This window comes from Burkholderia sp. HMSC10F09 (genome assembly GCF_001806955.1).
Classification (GTDB): domain Bacteria; phylum Pseudomonadota; class Gammaproteobacteria; order Burkholderiales; family Burkholderiaceae; genus Burkholderia; species Burkholderia multivorans.
Genome location: NZ_KV786583.1, coordinates 1 through 17306, shown reverse-complemented (window position 1 = coordinate 17306; position 17306 = coordinate 1). Strand labels below are relative to the sequence as shown.

General features: G+C 68.6%; 15 protein-coding genes and 1 pseudogene. 9 read left to right on the top strand and 7 right to left on the bottom strand.

Annotated features, from left to right (window positions below; all coding sequences use genetic code 11):
* The first annotated feature begins 117 nt into the window (after positions 1-117).
* Together HMPREF3115_RS05985 and pdeR are read left to right on the top strand one after the other, a co-directional pair.
* Positions 118-3756 (top strand): hydantoinase B/oxoprolinase family protein, encoded by a 3639-nt coding sequence (locus tag HMPREF3115_RS05985; RefSeq protein ID WP_070553707.1) that lies wholly within the window; start codon positions 118-120, stop codon positions 3754-3756.
* A 589-nt stretch (positions 3757-4345) separates the two neighbouring features.
* On the top strand, positions 4346-6349 hold the full coding sequence (gene pdeR, locus HMPREF3115_RS05980) for a cyclic di-GMP phosphodiesterase (protein ID WP_053297962.1): 2004 nt from the start codon (positions 4346-4348) through the stop codon (positions 6347-6349).
* A gap of 42 nt (positions 6350-6391) precedes the next feature.
* Here the strand turns inward: pdeR and HMPREF3115_RS05975 are convergent, their stop codons facing one another.
* On the bottom strand, positions 6392-7255 hold the full coding sequence (locus tag HMPREF3115_RS05975; RefSeq protein WP_006397815.1) for a crotonase/enoyl-CoA hydratase family protein: 864 nt from the start codon (positions 7253-7255) through the stop codon (positions 6392-6394).
* A 634-nt stretch (positions 7256-7889) separates the two neighbouring features.
* On the opposite strand from HMPREF3115_RS05975, the gene HMPREF3115_RS05970 reads away from it, so the two are divergent.
* The gene (locus tag HMPREF3115_RS05970) at positions 7890-8210 is read left to right on the top strand and encodes a DUF1840 domain-containing protein (protein WP_070553705.1); all 321 of its coding nucleotides are present in this window, start codon (positions 7890-7892) and stop codon (positions 8208-8210) included.
* 104 nt (positions 8211-8314) lie between these two features.
* Here the strand turns inward: HMPREF3115_RS05970 and HMPREF3115_RS31500 are convergent, their stop codons facing one another.
* The 3 genes from HMPREF3115_RS31500 to HMPREF3115_RS05960 form a co-directional block, all read right to left on the bottom strand.
* A complete protein-coding gene (locus HMPREF3115_RS31500) occupies positions 8315-8464 on the bottom strand; it encodes a hypothetical protein (protein ID WP_006397819.1) in 150 nt (49 codons plus the stop codon).
* 44 nt (positions 8465-8508) lie between these two features.
* On the bottom strand, positions 8509-8784 hold the full coding sequence (locus tag HMPREF3115_RS05965) for a hypothetical protein (protein WP_070553735.1): 276 nt from the start codon (positions 8782-8784) through the stop codon (positions 8509-8511).
* A gap of 105 nt (positions 8785-8889) precedes the next feature.
* Positions 8890-9075 (bottom strand): hypothetical protein, encoded by a 186-nt coding sequence (locus tag HMPREF3115_RS05960; RefSeq protein WP_006397821.1) that lies wholly within the window; start codon positions 9073-9075, stop codon positions 8890-8892.
* A gap of 249 nt (positions 9076-9324) precedes the next feature.
* Here HMPREF3115_RS05960 and HMPREF3115_RS05955 point away from each other — a divergent pair, with 249 nt between their 5' ends.
* Positions 9325-11250: a DUF3857 domain-containing transglutaminase family protein gene (locus HMPREF3115_RS05955; RefSeq protein ID WP_070553703.1), complete on the top strand. Its 1926-nt coding sequence runs from the start codon at positions 9325-9327 to the stop codon at positions 11248-11250.
* An 89-nt stretch (positions 11251-11339) separates the two neighbouring features.
* The gene (locus HMPREF3115_RS31495) at positions 11340-11516 is read left to right on the top strand and encodes a hypothetical protein (protein ID WP_006404391.1); all 177 of its coding nucleotides are present in this window, start codon (positions 11340-11342) and stop codon (positions 11514-11516) included.
* A gap of 125 nt (positions 11517-11641) precedes the next feature.
* On the opposite strand, the gene HMPREF3115_RS05950 is transcribed toward HMPREF3115_RS31495, so the two are convergent.
* Positions 11642-12637, bottom strand: coding sequence for an AraC family transcriptional regulator (locus HMPREF3115_RS05950; RefSeq protein WP_035947575.1), 996 nt, complete (start codon positions 12635-12637; stop codon positions 11642-11644).
* A gap of 108 nt (positions 12638-12745) precedes the next feature.
* Here HMPREF3115_RS05950 and HMPREF3115_RS05945 point away from each other — a divergent pair, with 108 nt between their 5' ends.
* The gene (locus HMPREF3115_RS05945) at positions 12746-13945 is read left to right on the top strand and encodes an MFS transporter (RefSeq protein ID WP_035947573.1); all 1200 of its coding nucleotides are present in this window, start codon (positions 12746-12748) and stop codon (positions 13943-13945) included.
* 185 nt (positions 13946-14130) lie between these two features.
* On the opposite strand, the gene HMPREF3115_RS05940 is transcribed toward HMPREF3115_RS05945, so the two are convergent.
* Positions 14131-14892, bottom strand: a complete 762-nt coding sequence (locus HMPREF3115_RS05940; protein WP_070553702.1) for an isocitrate lyase/PEP mutase family protein — start codon at positions 14890-14892, stop codon at positions 14131-14133.
* Positions 14893-14977: 85 nt separating this feature from the next.
* Positions 14978-15445, bottom strand: a complete 468-nt coding sequence (locus tag HMPREF3115_RS05935; RefSeq protein WP_070553700.1) for a MarR family winged helix-turn-helix transcriptional regulator — start codon at positions 15443-15445, stop codon at positions 14978-14980.
* An 82-nt stretch (positions 15446-15527) separates the two neighbouring features.
* Here HMPREF3115_RS05935 and HMPREF3115_RS05930 point away from each other — a divergent pair, with 82 nt between their 5' ends.
* The 3 genes and pseudogenes from HMPREF3115_RS05930 to HMPREF3115_RS30715 all read left to right on the top strand — a co-directional run.
* Positions 15528-15896, top strand: a complete 369-nt coding sequence (locus tag HMPREF3115_RS05930; RefSeq protein WP_006411044.1) for a YciI family protein — start codon at positions 15528-15530, stop codon at positions 15894-15896.
* A 97-nt stretch (positions 15897-15993) separates the two neighbouring features.
* On the top strand, positions 15994-16611 hold the full coding sequence (locus tag HMPREF3115_RS05925) for a glutathione S-transferase family protein (RefSeq protein WP_053297957.1): 618 nt from the start codon (positions 15994-15996) through the stop codon (positions 16609-16611).
* Positions 16612-17162: 551 nt separating this feature from the next.
* Positions 17163-17306 (top strand): annotated as a pseudogene (locus tag HMPREF3115_RS30715) (DUF2760 domain-containing protein); the annotation flags it as partial.

Genomic DNA, 17306 nt, shown 5'->3' with positions numbered 1-17306 from the left:
GGCACACCGCCCGCCCGTTCGTTCTTTCCCGTTTTCACCGCTTCGTCACACGGCGCGCGATGCGCGCCGTGCGGCGGCGCTCGTCCTCCGATTCAACGACGCATCGAGTTCATCGCCATGACTGACCGACAGACTTTCCCCGTTTCCTCCGACGCCGCGCGCTGGCAATTCTGGATCGACCGCGGCGGCACGTTCACCGACATCGTCGCGCGCCGGCCCGACGGCACGCTCGTCACGCACAAGCTGCTGTCGGAGAACCCCGAGCAGTATCGCGACGCGGCCGTGGCCGGCATCCGCCATCTGCTCGGCCTCGCCGACGGCGAACCGATTACGCCCGAACGCGTCGACATGGTGAAGATGGGCACGACCGTCGCGACCAACGCGCTGCTCGAGCGCAAAGGCGAACGCACGGCGCTCGCAACGACGCGCGGCTTTCGCGACGTGCTGCGCATCGCGTACCAGAACCGGCCGCGGCTGTTCGATCTCGACATCGTGCTGCCCGATGCGCTGTACGAGACCGTCGTCGAGATCGACGAACGCGTCGGCGCGCACGGCGAGGTCGTGTCGCCGCTCGATCTCGCCGGCGCCGAGGCGGCGCTGCGCCGCGTGTTCGACGACGGCGTGCGCGCGCTCGCGATCGTGCTGATCCACGGCTATCGCTACACCGCGCACGAACGCGCGCTCGCGCAACTCGCGCGGCGCATCGGCTTCACGCAGGTGTCGGCGTCGCACGAGGTGTCGCCGCTGATGAAGATGGTGTCGCGCGGCGACACGACGGTCGTCGACGCGTATCTGTCGCCGATCCTGCGCCGCTACGTCGAACAGGTCGCGCACGAGATGCCGGGCGTGAACCTGCAGTTCATGCAGAGCAGCGGCGGTCTCACGCGCGCCGATGCATTCCAGGGCAAGGACGCGATCCTGTCGGGCCCGGCGGGCGGCATCGTCGGCATGGTGCGCGCGGCGCGCGCGGCCGGCTTCGAGCGCGTGATCGGCTTCGACATGGGCGGCACGTCGACCGACGTGTCGCACTACAACGGCGAGTTCGAGCGCGTGTTCGAGACGCAGGTGGCCGGCGTGCGGATGCGCGCGCCGATGATGAGCATCGATACGGTCGCGGCGGGCGGCGGCTCGGTGCTGAGCTTCGACGGCGCGCGGCTGCGGGTCGGTCCCGAATCGGCCGGCGCGAATCCGGGGCCGGCCGCATACCGGCGCGGCGGCCCGCTGACCGTGACCGACTGCAACGTGATGCTCGGCAAGATCCAGCCCGACTATTTCCCGCGCGTGTTCGGCCCGCATGCCGACGAGCCGCTCGATCGCGACGGCGTGGTCGCGAAGTTCCGCGCGCTCGCCGACGAGATCCATGCGGCGACCGGCCGGCGCGAGACGCCCGAGGCGCTCGCGGAAGGCTTCCTCGAGATTGCGATCGGCAGCATGGCGAACGCGATCAAGAAGATTTCGGTGCAGCGCGGCCACGACGTGTCGCGCTATGTGCTGACGACGTTCGGCGGCGCGGGCGGCCAGCATGCGTGCGGCGTTGCCGACGCGCTCGGCATGACGCAGGTGTTCGCGCATCCGCTTGCCGGCGTGCTGTCGGCCTACGGAATGGGGCTCGCGGATCAGACCGCGATGCGCGAGCGCGCGATCGAGGCCGTGCTGTCGGACGACTCGCTGCCGGCGCTGAACGCGGCGCTCGACCGGCTGACCGACGAGGCGGTCGGCGCGCTGCTCGAACAGGGCGTGCCGCCCGAGCGCATTGCGACCGAACCACGCGTGCATCTGCGCTACCAGGGCACCGATTCGGCGCTCGACGTACCGGCCGGCAGCGTCGACGCGATGCAGCGCGCGTTCGAAGCCGCCTATCGGCAGCGCTATGCGTTCCTGATGCCGGGCACGCCGCTCGTCGTCGAACTCGCGTCGGTCGAGGCGATCGGCCGCTCCGACGCACCGGTCGAGATCGCACCGCTCGCGCCGCGCGGCGACGGCGACGCGCCGCGCGCCGATACCGTCGCGCGCTTCTATTCCGGCGGCGCATGGCACGACGCCGCGCTGTACGTGCGCGACACGCTGCTCGCCGGCGACGCGATCGACGGCCCCGCGATCATCGCCGAGCGCAACGGCACGACCGTCGTCGAGCCCGGCTGGCGCGCGCAGATGACGGCGCAGGGCAATCTCGTGCTGACGCGCACGACGCCGCTGCCGACGCGTCGATCGCTCGGCACCGACGCGGACCCGGTGCGGCTCGAGATCTTCAACAACCTGTTCATGTCGATAGCGGAACAGATGGGCCTGCGGCTGCAGAACACCGCGTACTCGGTCAACATCAAGGAGCGGCTCGACTTCTCGTGCGCGATCTTCGACCGCGACGGCAATCTGATCGCGAACGCGCCGCACATGCCCGTGCATCTCGGCTCGATGGGCGAAAGCATCCGCACGGTGATCGAGCGCAACCGCGGCCGCATGCGCGACGGCGACGTGTTCATGCTGAACGATCCGTATCACGGCGGCACGCACCTGCCGGACGTGACCGTCATCACGCCGGTATTCGCGGACGGCGCCGACGAACCGCTGTTCTACGTCGGCTCGCGCGGCCACCATGCGGACATCGGCGGCACGACGCCGGGTTCGATGCCGCCCGATTCGACGCATATCGAAGAGGAAGGCGTGCTGATCGACAACTGGCTGCTCGTGTCGGCCGGCACGCTGCGCGATGCCGAAACGCGCGCGCTGCTGGCGTCCGGGCGCTATCCGGCGCGCAACGTCGACCAGAACATGGCCGACTTGCGTGCGCAGATCGCGGCGAACCAGAAGGGCGTCGACGAACTGCGCCGGATGGTCGCGCAGTTCGGCCGCGAGGTCGTGCTCGCGTTCATGCAGCACGTGCAGGACAACGCCGAGGAAGCCGTGCGGCGCGTGATCGGCGCGCTGCAGGACGGCGCATACCGCTATGCGCTCGACAACGGCGCCGAGATTCGCGTCGCGATTCGCGTGAACCGTGCGGCGCGCTGCGCGCAGATCGATTTCACCGGCACGTCGGCGCAGCTCGACAACAACTTCAACGCGCCGAAGGCGGTGTGCATGGCGGCGGTGCTGTACGTGTTCCGCACGCTCGTCGGCGACGACATTCCGCTGAACGCCGGCTGCCTGAAGCCGCTGACCGTGATCGTGCCCGCGCATTCGATGCTGAATCCCGACTATCCGGCCGCGGTCGTGTCGGGCAACGTCGAGACGTCGTCGGCGATCACGAACGCGCTCTATGGCGCGCTCGGCTGCGTCGCGTCGAGCCAGGGGACGATGAACAACTTCACGTTCGGCAACGCGCAATACCAGTACTACGAGACGATCGCGGGCGGCAGCGGCGCGGGCCCCGGCTTCGCGGGCGTCGGCGCCGTGCAGACGCACATGACGAACTCGCGGCTGACCGACCCCGAAGTGCTCGAATGGCGCTATCCGGTGCGCGTCGATTCGCACCGGATCCGCACCGGCTCGGGCGGACGCGGGCGCTGGCACGGCGGCGATGGTGCGGTGCGGCGAATCCGCTTCCTCGAGCCGATGACCGCGTCGATCCTGTCGAACAACCGGATCCACGCGCCGTTCGGCGCGGCCGGCGGCGAGCCGGGTGCGCTCGGCCGCAATACGATCGAGCGCGCGGACGGCACGATCGAGACGCTCGACCACATCGCCCGCGCGCAGATGGCGCCCGGCGACGTGTTCGTCGTCGAGACGCCGGGCGGCGGCGGCTACGGCGCGGCCGGCTGAGGCCGGCGAAGGCGGGCGGCGCGATGAACGCGCGCGTCCGCCCGATAAAAAAGAAAAAATCCAAAGCGTTATTGCGCGCCGATTGAAAAAGCCGCTTAATGAAAAGCGGTTATTCGACGGAATTCGCAATGAAATCGCGCGTTACGCGACAAATCGAGCCGATTCGATGCGTGCGCACCGGTTTCATGAGTATTCCGTCCCCAAAACACCCAAACCTGCCGCAAACGCCCGCCGGACGGGGCGATGCACCGTTTTAGTCCACGCCGATTCTTGCCGTCGCAACCACTTCGCGACGCGTTGCACGATCAAAAAAGTGCATTCCCCAATCGAGTGCCGGTTCCTTGACACCCCATTTGAAATGTGAGTGCCAATCGTCATCGTCATTTGATAAGATGGGTCCGTCATTCGTGCGGCGTGGCCGCCCGCATGATCGCGAATGCCGGGTCGCATCAGCAGGAACAAGTACCGGATGAGGATCGCTGTCACGACATCACGGCCGCCGGGCCCGCACGCGTCGCGCGTGCGCGCCCGGCGGGCGGCGTGCTCGTCTCCGTCTACACTGTGCGTTTTTTTTGGGTCGGGGCGTGTCATGGATGACGAAAACGATAGCGCAGTGCTCGAGGCGCATGTCGGAACGCGCAGCCCGTGCTGGCGGCTCGGCAGCGACAGCAATGCACTCGAACTCGCCGCCGTGCGCGGGATGACCAACGTCAGCATCGCGCTCACCGGCGAGCAGGCCGCGCGCATTCGCGCGCTGACCGGCGTCACGTCGCACCTCGTGCTCGACATCGTGCTGTTCGGCGAGCGCGTGCCGCTTCACCTCGTCGGCAGGAAGGTCGACACCACGGATTGGGCCGGCACCGCGTCGGCGTACACCGATACCGCGTCCGTGGCCGGCGATCTCGCGCACGGGCTCGCGTTCGCCGAGCAGGTCGTGTCCGAAGTGAATTCGCTCGTCGTGATCCTCGATCGCAACGGCATGGTGCAGCGCTTCAACCGGCTCTGCGAGGAAGTGACGGGCAAGCGCGAGGTCGACGTGATCGGCCGCAGCGTGTTCGAGCTGTTCATGAGCCCCGAGCAGGGCGCGCAGTCGCGCAGCAACATCACGGGCTTTTTTGCGAGCAACCGCGCGTTCTCGGTCGAGCGCTACATCAACACCGTGAACGGGCCGCGGCTGTTCCAGTTCCGCAACAAGTTCGTGCAGAGCGGCAGCGGCGCGGACGAGCAGTATCTGATCTGCTCCGGCATCGACATCACCGAGGAGCGCAACGCGCAACAGCGGCTCACCGAGCTCGCGAACACCGACGTGCTGACGGGGCTGCCGAACCGCCATGCGATCAGCGAGCGCATCCGCACGGTGATCGCCCAGCAGACCGGCGACACGCCGGGCCAGGTCGGCATCCTGTTCCTCGATCTCGACAACTTCAAGCGCGTCAACGATCACTACGGCCATATCACCGGCGACCGGCTGCTGCAGGACGTATCGGCGATCATCAACGGCTGTCTGCCGTCCGGCGCGACGCTCGCGCGGCTCGGCGGCGACGAGTTCCTCGTGCTGTTCGAGCAGGGCACGCGCGCGCTGCTCGAGGCGACCGCGCAGATCATTCTCGAACGGCTGCGCACACCGATCCATCTCGGGTTGATGGAGGTCTACACGAGCTGTTCGATCGGCATCGCGATGCATCCGCAGCACGGCGACTCGCTCGAAACGCTGATCCGCAATGCCGATACGGCGATGTATGTCGCGAAGGAAGCGGGCAAGCATACGTATCGCGTGTTCTCGCTCGAGATGAACCAGCGCGTCGCGAAGTACATGTGGCTCGACACGAACCTGCGCAAGGCGCTCGAGGAAGAGCAGTTCGTGCTGCACTACCAGCCGGTCGTCGATATCGCCACCGGCGACGTGCATGCGGTCGAAGCGCTGATCCGCTGGCAGTCGCCCGATCGCGGGCTCGTCGCGCCGGTCGAGTTCATTCGTTTCGCGGAGGAGTCGGGGCTGATCGCGCCGCTCGGGCGCTGGGTGATGCGCACGGCCGCCGCGCAGGCCGCCGCGTGGAAGGCGAAGGGGCTCGGCGTGCGGATCGCGGTGAACGTGTCGGCGCGTCAGCTGCAGGACATGAACATCGTTCATCAGTTCGCATCGATCGTCGATGCGGCGGGCCTGAAGCCGGGTCTGCTCGACATCGAGCTGACCGAGAGCTGCTTCATCGACGACGAGCATGGCGCGCACGGGCTGATGAAGCAGTTTCGCCAGCTCGGCGCGAAGATTCATCTCGACGATTTCGGCACCGGCTATTCGTCGCTGTCGCAACTGTCGCGGCTGCCGCTCGATGCGATCAAGCTCGACCGCAGCTTCATCACCGGCATCGATCGCAATCCGCGTTCGCAGGCGCTCGTGCGCTCGGTCGTGTCGCTCGCGAATGCGCTGAACTTCTCGGTGATCGCGGAAGGCGTCGAGACGCACGCGGAAGCCGAGTTCCTGAAGCAGATCGATGTCGGCCACGCGCAGGGCTACTACTTCGCGCGGCCGATGCCCGCCCACGCGTTCGAGGCGTGGCTCGCGGAGACGAGAAAGCTCAGGCTGATCGCCTGAGCGTTCCGAACCGGCTGTCGCCGAATGGCGACAGCCGTTCCATCACACCGTGCGCAGCTTCGACACGCGGCGGTTCTGCAGCATCACGAGGCGTTCCATGTAGGCGAGATCCTTCGGCTCGATCGTGAACGCCGAATGCACCCAGTCCTCGGTGATGTCCATCAGCTCGGAACGCGTGAGCTGGAACACGCGCTCGCGCGCGCGCAGCATCGCGCGGATCCCGTTCAGCTTCGGCTTCATCACGTCGATGAACGTGCGCGTCGCGAGATACGCGTCGCCGGGCTCGAACGTGTGATCGATCAGCCCGCGATCCTCGTACCACTCGGCCGCGTGCGCTTCGCCGGTCGCGATCAGCGCTTCGGCGAGACTGCGGTCCGCCTTGCGCGCGACGAGCGAATAGCCGCCCATCCCCGGAAACAGGTTGAACGCGATTTCCGGGAAGCCGAGCTTCACGCCCTTCTGCGCGAGCACGTAGTGATGGGCGAGCGCGGCCTCGAAACCGCCGCCGAGCGCGCTGCCTTCGACCATCGCGATCGAGATCGCGCCCGTGCCGAAGCCGGTGTAGATCTCGTACACGCCGTCGATGCACGAGCGCGCGTACGCCATCAGCAGATCGCGCCGGCCGCTGCGGATCGCGTCGACGAAGAAGCTCAGATCGCCGCCGACGTTGAACAGCTCGGGCACGAGCGAGCCGGTGACCCAGAAGTCGAATCGCAGGCCCGAGTCGCGGGCGACGCGTGCGAGATGGATGATGTCGGTGACGAGTTGCTGGTTGAAGCACGGCCGCGGTTCGGATCGGAGCATCATCCACATGATGTTTCTGCCTTCCTCATAAAAAGCGGTGAGCTGCGTGAGTTCGCCGGCTTCATAGAACGGGCGGCAGGCGGGATGTGATTGGAGCTGCATGGCAATCCTCGTTGAATGTGGTTTTTGAAAGACCACGCGTGCGGCGCCGTGCGTGGCGGAGCGGCCGCGCCGGGCGCCGCACGCGAGGCATCGCCATTGTTGCGCGCGCACAAAAGTCGAAATGCGGGGAATAACGCACGAATCGGACGTCGATCGCGATTCGGCGGTCGCGGTTGTAAGGAATGACGGCGGCCGGCGTCGCGGGTGAGTGCCGGACCGCGAAAACGGGCGTCCGCTTACGCGGCGAAAGCGGTGTCGGGCCGGCAGACGGCGATGACGCGGTGCGCTTCGTGCGGTGCGTCGCTGCGGTGCGACATGTGTGTGGGCGAGGTGACCATACGGATACGTCAGCCGGCGTATCCGGTGTTCCTTCTTTTATGAGTAAACGTTTCAACCGGCGCCTGCATGCTTGAATACATCACGTCGTGATATAAAATCGAAGCAGGCTTCGCGTCATCGGGCACAGATGCCGCGGACCGAACCCGACCGCGTGTTGCGCGCGTTCTCGCCGGATGACCGCCCGGTTGACGAGAACCGGGCGGCGATCACGCGCGTGCGACAGGGCGAGTGGAGCCGCGCGCAAACGTATGCGCGCGCGCCGGGCCGGCTTGCGGCGGCGTAAGGGGAAACGACGATGCTGGTGACTTTTCGATCATCCGCGGCGCCCGACATCGTGATGCTGTGCGATCTGGCGCAGTATCTGCTGGGGCTCATCGGCAAGGGGCTCGACGTGCGCGGCGTGATCTCGACGGACGAATTGCCGGGCGCGATTGCGCGGCTCGAGCAGGCGATCGGTGACGATGCGGCGCAGGCGCGCGCACACGCGCATTCGACGCCGGCGCTGCACGCGGAGGCATCGCCGCACGCCGGCGGGCTCGCGCAGCGCGCCTGGCCGCTGCTCGACATGATGCGCGCGGCGCGCGATCAGGGGCGACATGTGATGTGGGGCGTGTAGACGCGCGGCGCGCGTCTTCCGCCGCAGGGCCGGACCTCCGCTGCAAGGCCGACGGTCGCGCGTCGAACGACGCGGCGGCCGTCGGCCGATTTTTTGCATGCGCGTTACGGGTGGCGATGCCGCGATGTGCGTCGCGACGATCGGTGCAGCAGCCTGTCGCGCGTGCGGTCGCGGCTGCGCCGTTCGGCAAAGAACAGCACCGCGAACACGAGGATTGCAAGCAGGATGACGATCCTGACGATACCGTGGTCCATATCGCCTCCGGCAGTGAGTGGGCCGATGCGCGTGGCGGCGAACCTCAGCCTGCCGGCATGAAGGTGCCGACGAGCTTCGTGTCGATGAAGCGCTTGGCCAGCGCAATCGAGATCCTGAGCGCGTCCGTGTCGTCGCGGAACACGTGATGCTTCGGATCGAGCAGGTGCGCTTCGTGGCGCCCTTGCGCATCGCGCCAGCACACGACCGCGAGCGGTCGATACAGCGGGCCGGGTTCGAGGCCTTCTCCGGCCACCGCGTCGACGAGCGCGCACGCGCGGATCTCACATTGACGATAGCGCAGGCAGAGCGGGGATTCCATCGTGTTCTCCTCGGACGGCGCACGTTCCGGCCCCGCGCTCACCCGCACGCGCGGAGAGGCATTTGATCGGACGAATCCGTGGCGTGGCGCGTGTGCCGGCCGCGATCACGTCAGCATCGGCATCGCTTCGATCAGCGCGATGCCGATCAACGCGCCGATCGCTGCGCCGACCAGCTTCGGATGACACCGTTCGAGATGCAGGGCCGTCAGCAATGCGCCGACCAGGATCACGCCCAGCAGCGCAAATGCGACGACGAGGTAACCGATTTCGAAATCGTTGTTGATCACCATGATGCCTCCTTCTCCATGTGCGGCGCGTCGCCTCCGGCGAGGCGGCGCACGCGTACCCGCACGACTGCGCGTTTGGCGGGATGTCTGAATTATATATCACAACGTGATATATATGGCATGCTGCGCGCGGTCCGAAGCGGCAACGGCGCGATCGTGCGCGCGGCCGCGCATCGACGTGCCGCACGCCGTTCGCGCTCGGCTTGACGCTCGCGAACGCGGCGCCCACACTGGGCCGCATCACGGTCACGGATGATGCGCAAAGTGTTCGACGTGCTGCTTTTTTCTTCCCGATTCGCCGGCTGCGCGGCGCTCGCCGCCTGCGCGGTTTCGCTCGGCATCGGCGCCGCGGCGCACGCGCAGCCGGCCGACGCCGCGAGCGGCAACGAAGCGCCGGTGACGCTGGAACGCGACGTGCACGAGTTCGTGCTGCAGCACGACGGCGCGCTCGTCGAGTACGACGATTCGACGTTGCGCGCGAACGATGCGAACGGCATCGACGCGATCGCGCAGCGCTACGTGTGGTTCGACAAGCAGCTGGAGAAGGTCGAGCTGCTCGCGGCGGAGACGATCGATCGCGACGGCGTCGCGCATCCGGTCGGCCCGGACGGCATCCGCGACGTGCAGGAGCCGCGCTCCGCCGGCGCGCCGACGTTTCAGGACGGCGTGCTGCGCACCGTCGTGTTCCCGGCGGTCGCAGCCGGTACGCGCACGCGCATCGTGTTTCGCAAGACGCGCACGAAACCGGTCAACCCGGGCTACTTCGGCTACACCGTCGAGCCGTCGCGCGAGCCGGTCGACGAGCAGCGGCTGATCTTCGACGTGCCGGCCGACATGCCGCTCGTCGCCGATGCGCGCGGCTACGTCGCGCTGCCGCCCGTCACCGAGAACGGCCGCACGCGCTACACGTTTACGTATCGTCACGGGCCATACGCGCGCATCGAAAAGGGTTCGGTCGGCTATCCCGACTACGGCGACCACCTCGTCGTGTCGACGCTGCCCGACTACGCGGCGTTCGCCGCGCGTTACCGGAACGCTGCCGCCGATCCGGGCGCGAACGATCCGGCCGTCGTGCAGTTCGCACGGTCGTTGACGGCCGACGCACCCGACCCGCGCGAGAAGGCGCGCATTCTCTACGACTGGGTGCAGACGAACGTGCGCTACGTCGCGCTGTTTCTCGGCGAAACGGCGGCCGCGCCGCATCGCGTGACCGACATCCTGCGCAACCGCTACGGCGACTGCAAGGACCACGTCGCGCTGTTCGGCGCGCTGCTCCGCGCGGTCGGCATCCGCAGCGAACCGGTGCTGCTGAACCTCGGCGCGGTCTATACGCTGCCGTCCGTGCCCGGCTATGGCGCCGGCGCGATCAATCATGCGATCACGTGGCTGCCCGACTTAGGGTTGTACGCGGACACGACGACCACCGGCATCGCGTTCGGCTATCTGCCGCCGATCGTGATGGATCGCCCCGCGCTGCTCGTCGATTCGGGCGTGCTGTCGCGTACGCCTGCCACGCAGCCGCGGCGGCGCACCGCGCGGCTCGACATCGATGCCGCCGTGCGCGGCGACGCGCGTTTTCATGCGTACGTCGAGGACGACGGCTGGACCGCCGAGCTCGAGCGCTCGGTGTTCCGTCGTGCGACGCCGGATCGCATCGGGCAGCTCGCGAACGAGCGTCTGATGCAGACCGGCCTGCGCGGGCGCGCGCAGTTGACGACGAGCGATCGGCGCACGCACGCGGGGCCGTTCGACGTGACGATGTCCGGCACGCTCGATCATCCGGTCTGGCCGGACGGCACGACCGCGGTGCCTGCGCTGTCGAGCGTCGCGGGCGGCATCGCGACGCAGGTCCAGGCGTGGTTGCAGGAGCCGGTGCGCACGCAGCCGTGGGTCTGCATCGGCGGCACGTTCGACGAGACCGCGCAAATCGCGCTGCCGCCCGACGTCGCGGTGATCGACGTGCCGGCCGACAAGGCGGTGCGCGACCGCTTCGTCGATTTCACGTCGCACTACGTATTCGATCCGGTCGCGCGCGTCGTGCAGATCACGCGACGGCTGAATGCGACCTTCGATAGCCAGGTGTGTTTGCCCGAAACGTTCGCGACGCTGCGCGCATCGCTCGAGCGGATCGAGCGCGACACGCAGGCACAGATCGTCGTGCGCGCACGGCCACGTTGAGCGCCGCGCGCGATCCGCGAACGCGGACGCGGCGGCAACCGCAATCGCGTGCGCCGGCGGGGCGCCGGTACACGCGCAGGAGAGAGACGATGACGGAACGAGACTACGAAATCGCCGATTTGTCGAAGGAACTGCTCGTCAGGATCGTGCAGGGTACTGTGACGAACGGTGCGACGGTCGATCCGCAGCAGTGCGCGACGCTCGCGGTGCAGTGCGCGACCGTGCTGATCGACACGCTGGAGGCGCGCACCGGCGCGGGCGGCTGAACGGCGGCGCGCGTTCACGCAGCCGCGCGAGCCGCGCTGCGTGAAGACGGTCGACGTGCCGCACGACCGCGACTCGATCGCCGACGACGACGTGATCCGGCGGCGACCGCGGCCTGCCGACCCGGTCATGCCGCGGCGTCTGCGTCGGCGCGCACCGCGCCCGGCGGCCGCCCGACGACGCGCTTGAACGCGCGGCTGAACGCGGCGAGCGACCCGTAGCCGAGCCGATACGCGACCGTCTCGATCGCCTCGCGATCGCGCGCGATCCAGCGTGCGGCGAGCCGCATCCGCAGTTCGGTCAGGTAGCGCACGGGCGTCATCCCGGTCGCGGCAAGAAAACGTTCGGCGAACACCGAACGCGACACGCCGGCCTCGGCGGCGAGTTCGGCAACGCTCCAGTTGCGGCCGGGATCGCGATGCAGCGCGACGATCGCGCGGCCGAGCTTCGGCTCGCGCAGCGCCTGCACCCAGCCCGACGCGTCGCCGCATCCGCATTCGACCCAGCCGCGCACGATGAACGCGGCGACGACGTCCGCGAGCCGCGCGAGAATGCCCGCGAAGCCCGCGCGCTCGGCGCAGGATTCGCGCTCCATCGCGTCGAGCATCGGCCGGATCTCCGGATAGCGTGCGAGCAGCGTGCCGACGTGCATGAACTCGGGCATCGTGCCGACGAGCGGCTGCATCCCGCCGAGATCGAGTTCCATGCACGCGCTGAAGATCAGCGCATCGCCGCCAGCGGAATCGGCCGCGGCGCCGTCGGCCGCCGCGCCCGCCGATGCGACCGACGCGACCGAATCGCAAATGCGTGCGACTTCGAAGCCGCCGATCTCGCGGCACGGCACGTCGGGGTCGGACATGAGCGTATGCATGTTGCCGTGCGGCAGCAGGATCGCATCGCCGGCCTCGAGCTGCATCGTCGCGCCGGCCGCGTCGCGCAGCAGCACGGGCCCGCGCCCCACGAAATGAAACTGCGCGCGGCCGGGCACCTGCCCGAAGCTCAGGCCGAACGGCCGCGCGACCTGGATGCGGCGGTACTGGACGCCGCTCAGGCGCATCCCGAGCAGCAGCTCGCTGACGAGATCGTGCGCATCGGGCATGACGGGAGGCAGCGTGTCGGGCATCGCATTCTCGGACGTTTGATCAACAAAGGCGGATTGTATGTCATAGACCGTCCTGCCGTCGCTCCTTACGATACGCCGTCATCGACCTTTTACGATACGGAACGACGGATGAATCCCGGCATTTCCTCCACCGCCTCGCAGGCGGCTCCCCGCGAACCGGCCTGGGGCGCGGTGTTCGCGATGGCGCTCGGCGTGTTCGGCCTCGTCACGGCCGAATTCCTGCCCGCGAGCCTGCTCACGCCGATGGCCGACAGTCTCGGCGTCACCGAAGGCGTCGCCGGTCAGGCGGTCACCGCGACCGCGACGGTCGCGCTCGTGACGAGCCTGCTGATCGCCGCCGCGACGCGCACGATCGACCGCCGACGCGTGCTGCTCGCGTTCTCGCTGCTGCTGATCGCCTCGAATCTCGCGGTCGCGTTCGCGACGAACCTGACGACGGTGCTGATCGGCCGCGTCGTGCTCGGCATCGCGCTCGGCGGCTTCTGGACGATGGCGACCGCGACCGCGATGCGGCTCGTGCCGGCCGCGATGGTGCCGCGCGCGCTGTCGATCATCTTCAGCGGCGTCGCCGTCGCGACGATCGCGGCCGCGCCGCTCGGCAGCTACTTCGGTCACCTGATCGGCTGGCGCAACGTGTTCCTGATCGCGGCCGCGCTCGGCGGCGTCGCGTTCCTGTCGCAGGTCGCGACGCTGCCCTCGATGCCGCCGAGCGGCACGACGCGGCTGCGCACGCTGATCGACGTCCTGCGCCGGCCGGGCGTCGGCCTCGGGATGTTCGCGACGACGCTCGTCTTCACGGGTCACTTCGCCTTCTTCACGTATCTGCGGCCGTTCCTCGAGCAGGTCGCGGGCGTCGGCGTGAACGGGCTGTCGGCGATCCTGCTCGGCTACGGCGTCGCGAACTTCGTCGGCACGTCGCTCGCGGGCCGCGTGCTCGAACACCGGCTGCGGCCGATGCTGATCGCGATGCCCGCGCTGATGGTCGTGCTCGGCGTGCTGCTGGTCGTGCTCGGCCGCGCACCGGCGATCGATGCGATCCTCGTCGCGTTGTGGGGGATGGCGTTCGGCGGCGTGCCGGTCGCATGGTCGACGTGGGTCACGCGCACGGTGCCGGACGAAGCCGAGAGCGCGGGCGGCCTCATCGTCGCGGCCGTGCAGCTCGCGATCGCGACGGGCGCGGCGGCGGGCGGCGTCGTGTTCGATGCGACCGGCGCCGGCGGCGTGTTCGTCGGCGCGGCGGTGGTGCTGGCCGTCGCGGTCGCGACGATCGTCACCGCGGTGCCGAAGCGCGTCGAAGCCGTGTCGTAACGGGTGCGGTGTGCGGTGCCGGTTCGGGCACCGCGCCGATTCGTCGACGAGTATGTCTCGTTGCGCGCGCGCCGGCCGGCGCAACGGTGGCGGTGCGCAGCAACACGCGCGCGCCGCGTGGTTCCGCTTCGATGCGATCGCGCCGACGCGCGGCGCCGGCGTCAACCTTAGCCTCAGCCTCAGCCTCAGCCGCGTGGCGGCACGAGCGCCGCAAGCGCCTTCATCGCCTGAATGTACGGATACGGCCCGTGGCTGATGCGCGACACGCCGCATGCGGCGAGTTCCGCGATCGTCGGCGTTTCGGCCACGCGCATCACGTTCACCGGCAGCGGCGATGCCGCCGTCAGCTTGCGGATCAGCGCGGGCGACTTCAGGCCCGGCACGAACAGCCCGTCCGCACCCGCTTCCGCGTAGGCGCGTGCGCGCGCGAGAACCGCGTCGATCAACGCCTCGTCGTGCGTGTCGGCGGGGACGACGAAACAGACGTCCGTGCGCGCATTGATGAAATATCCGCTGCCGTTCTTGTCGGCGGCGCGGCGCGCTGCGGCGATGCGCGCAACCGCTTCGTCCACGCTGCGCACTTCGCCGGTCGCGGGGACGCTGTCCTCGAGATTGCAGCCGATCGCGCCGGCTTCGATGCTGAGCGCGATCGTATCGGCGACGTCGTCGGGCCGCTCGCCGTAGCCGCTTTCGAGATCGGCGCTGACCGGCAGGTCGGTCGCGGCGACGATGCGGGCAAGCACCTCGATGGCCAGCGCGCGCGGCATGTCTTCGCCGTCCGCGTAACCGTTGGCTTTCGCGATCGACCAGCTTCCGGTCGCGAGGGCGGGCGCGCCGGTGTCGGCGACGGCGCGCGCGCTGCCCGCATCCCAGACGTTGAACAGCACCAGCGGATCGCCGGCGCGATGCAGTGCGCGAAAGCGGGCATGCTTGTCAGCAGTTGTCATATGCGTGTCTCCTGGTTGGCGGATCGAGTGCCGCGATGAAGGATACGCTTTCGCGCCGCGCGCGCACACACAATCGCGCGGTGGCTCAGTCGCGCGGTGGCGGTGCCTCGGACAGCAGGCGCAACTGGCCGCGCAACGCGTCCATATCGCCCGGCGCGAACGGCTTTTCGATCTCCGCATGCGTCTGCTGCCACAGCGGAAATGCCTCGGCGAGCAGGCGCTCGCCGGCCGGCGTGAGTGTCAGCAGGCGACTGCGCTTGTCGTGCGGATCCTGCTCGATCGCGACGAGGCCGCGTCGCTCGAGCGGCTTCAGCGCGGCCGTCAGCGTCGTGCGATCCATCGCGAGCAGCGACGCGACCGCTTTCATCGGCGCCGGCTCCGGCCGGTTCAGCGACATCAGCAGCGAGAACTGCCCGTTCGTCAGATCGAGCGGACGCAGCGCGTCGTCGAACACGCGCGCAAGATGACGCGCCGCGCGCTGCATGTGCAGGCACAGGCAGCAGTCGCGCACCATCAGCGTCGTCTCGAAAGGAAGCTTTTCTTTTCGTGCCATGTTGCAATTGTGTTGATACCAACCTATTGTGTCAAGGGCGATCTGCGGCACGGTGCCGCGCGCGCACTCGGACGGAGGACACATGAGCAGTCGACAGCAGTTGTATCTCGCGGTTTTCCTCGGCAGCAAGGATAGCCCGCGCATGCAGGCGTGGATCGCGCAGCCGGAACAGGCGCGGCGCGCGAAGGAGCAGGAAGGGATCGCCGCGTGGCGTGCGTGGGCCGATCGGCATCGCGACGCGATCGTCGAGATGGGCGGCCCGCTCGGCAAGACGAAGACCGTCAGCGCGCGCGGCATCGACGATACGTCGAACGCGCTCGGCGGCTTCACCATCGTGCGCGCCGCGTCTCACGACGACGCCGCGCGGATGTTCGAAGGCCATCCGCATTTCACGATCTTTCCGGGCGAGACGATCGACGTGATGCCCGTACTGGAGATTCCGCGCGGATGATCGCCGTCGCGGCGGCGGGCGGGCGTCGCGACGGCGCTGCGTCGCCGTCCGCGGTCGGCGGTTGTTTACGCGTTTCCGAACCGAAAGGAGCGTAACGATGAAGCTTTACGGATTTGCCGGCACGCGAACGCAGCGCGCGCTGTGGGGACTCAAGGAACTCGGCGTGGATTTCGAATTCGTGCCCGTCAACCTGCTCGAGGGCGAGCACCGCCGCCCCGATTTTCTGCGCATCAATCCGGCCGGCAAGGTGCCGGTGCTGATCGACGGCGACCTCGTGATTCCGGAGTCGGCGGCGATCGTGCTGTATCTGGCGGACAAGTATCCCGACAAGCACCTGCTGCCCGTCGATCTCGCGCAGCGTGCGCACGCGTATCGCTGGATCATGTTCGCGGTGACCGAGCTCGAGCAGCCGTTGTGGCGCATCGCGCGCCACACGATGCTGTATCCGCCCGACAAGCGGCTGCCGGCCGACATCGCGCTCGCGCGCGACGATTTCGCGTCGATGGCCGTCATTCTCGAGCGGCATCTCGACGGGCGCGCGTTCATCGTCGGCGATACGCTGACGGTGGCCGATTGCGTGACGGCCTATCTGATCGACTGGGCGGGCGAGTACGGGTTGATCGACACGTTCCCGAATCTGCGCGCGTATCTCGAGCGGATGTATGCGCGGCCGACCGCGCCGCAACGGATCGCGCAGGCGATGAAGGCCGCGTGATCGGCTTATCGCGCGAGCGTTCGGACGCCGGGTAGCCGGCCGTGTGTGCGGTCATCGCGGTCATCGCGGTCATCGCGATCGGCGCGATCGGCGCGATCGGCGCATGGCGCGGCGAGGGCGCCCCGTCATCGGCGGCGCGGTCGCGCTCGGTTGTCGGGCGCGACATGCCGATCGCCGATCTGCGTGCCGACGCTCGATGCTGTCTCGAGGTCGCGAGTACGCGGCCGAGGCGGCGCCGCGCCGCGTCGCGCCGCGGGCGCGAGTGCGCATCGCGCGCGCATGCACGGCCTATCCGCGAATCCACCCCGGCGCGCCGTCGCCCGAGCCGTACCGCCTGTTCCCGAGACGACCGCCGCGCCGCGCCCGGCATGGTCTGTCCCTCGACTTCTGTCCCGGTTCGCCCGCCACAGGGCAAAATACGGGTTTTCCGCACCCCGCGAGGGGGCCAGAATCGCGCTCCGGGCGACGGGCGCGCGCGTCGTGACGCGCGCCGCCGGCCGGGGCCAGGCAAGACGCTCGCCGTGCGGCGAGCCCACAGGAGTCCAGACCCCATGCCCGAATCCAACCTGTCCTTCTTCGGCCGGCTGTCGCTCGCCGTCGGGACCTTCTTCTCCGTGCTCGGCAATCGCGAGTTCGCCGCGAACGTGCTGCGCCTGCGCGACGGCGCCGCGGCACCGCTCGCGCCGACGCCCGCC

Coding starts and splice junctions, on each gene's coding strand:
- HMPREF3115_RS05985 (WP_070553707.1), top strand. CDS start 118: ATGACTGACCGACAGACTTTCCCCGTTTCCTCCGACGCCGCGCGCTGG.
- pdeR (WP_053297962.1), top strand. CDS start 4,346: ATGGATGACGAAAACGATAGCGCAGTGCTCGAGGCGCATGTCGGAACG.
- HMPREF3115_RS05975 (WP_006397815.1), bottom strand. CDS start 7,255: ATGCAGCTCCAATCACATCCCGCCTGCCGCCCGTTCTATGAAGCCGGC.
- HMPREF3115_RS05970 (WP_070553705.1), top strand. CDS start 7,890: ATGCTGGTGACTTTTCGATCATCCGCGGCGCCCGACATCGTGATGCTG.
- HMPREF3115_RS31500 (WP_006397819.1), bottom strand. CDS start 8,464: ATGGACCACGGTATCGTCAGGATCGTCATCCTGCTTGCAATCCTCGTG.
- HMPREF3115_RS05965 (WP_070553735.1), bottom strand. CDS start 8,784: ATGGAATCCCCGCTCTGCCTGCGCTATCGTCAATGTGAGATCCGCGCG.
- HMPREF3115_RS05960 (WP_006397821.1), bottom strand. CDS start 9,075: ATGGTGATCAACAACGATTTCGAAATCGGTTACCTCGTCGTCGCATTT.
- HMPREF3115_RS05955 (WP_070553703.1), top strand. CDS start 9,325: ATGATGCGCAAAGTGTTCGACGTGCTGCTTTTTTCTTCCCGATTCGCC.
- HMPREF3115_RS31495 (WP_006404391.1), top strand. CDS start 11,340: ATGACGGAACGAGACTACGAAATCGCCGATTTGTCGAAGGAACTGCTC.
- HMPREF3115_RS05950 (WP_035947575.1), bottom strand. CDS start 12,637: ATGCCCGACACGCTGCCTCCCGTCATGCCCGATGCGCACGATCTCGTC.
- HMPREF3115_RS05945 (WP_035947573.1), top strand. CDS start 12,746: ATGAATCCCGGCATTTCCTCCACCGCCTCGCAGGCGGCTCCCCGCGAA.
- HMPREF3115_RS05940 (WP_070553702.1), bottom strand. CDS start 14,892: ATGACAACTGCTGACAAGCATGCCCGCTTTCGCGCACTGCATCGCGCC.
- HMPREF3115_RS05935 (WP_070553700.1), bottom strand. CDS start 15,445: ATGGCACGAAAAGAAAAGCTTCCTTTCGAGACGACGCTGATGGTGCGC.
- HMPREF3115_RS05930 (WP_006411044.1), top strand. CDS start 15,528: ATGAGCAGTCGACAGCAGTTGTATCTCGCGGTTTTCCTCGGCAGCAAG.
- HMPREF3115_RS05925 (WP_053297957.1), top strand. CDS start 15,994: ATGAAGCTTTACGGATTTGCCGGCACGCGAACGCAGCGCGCGCTGTGG.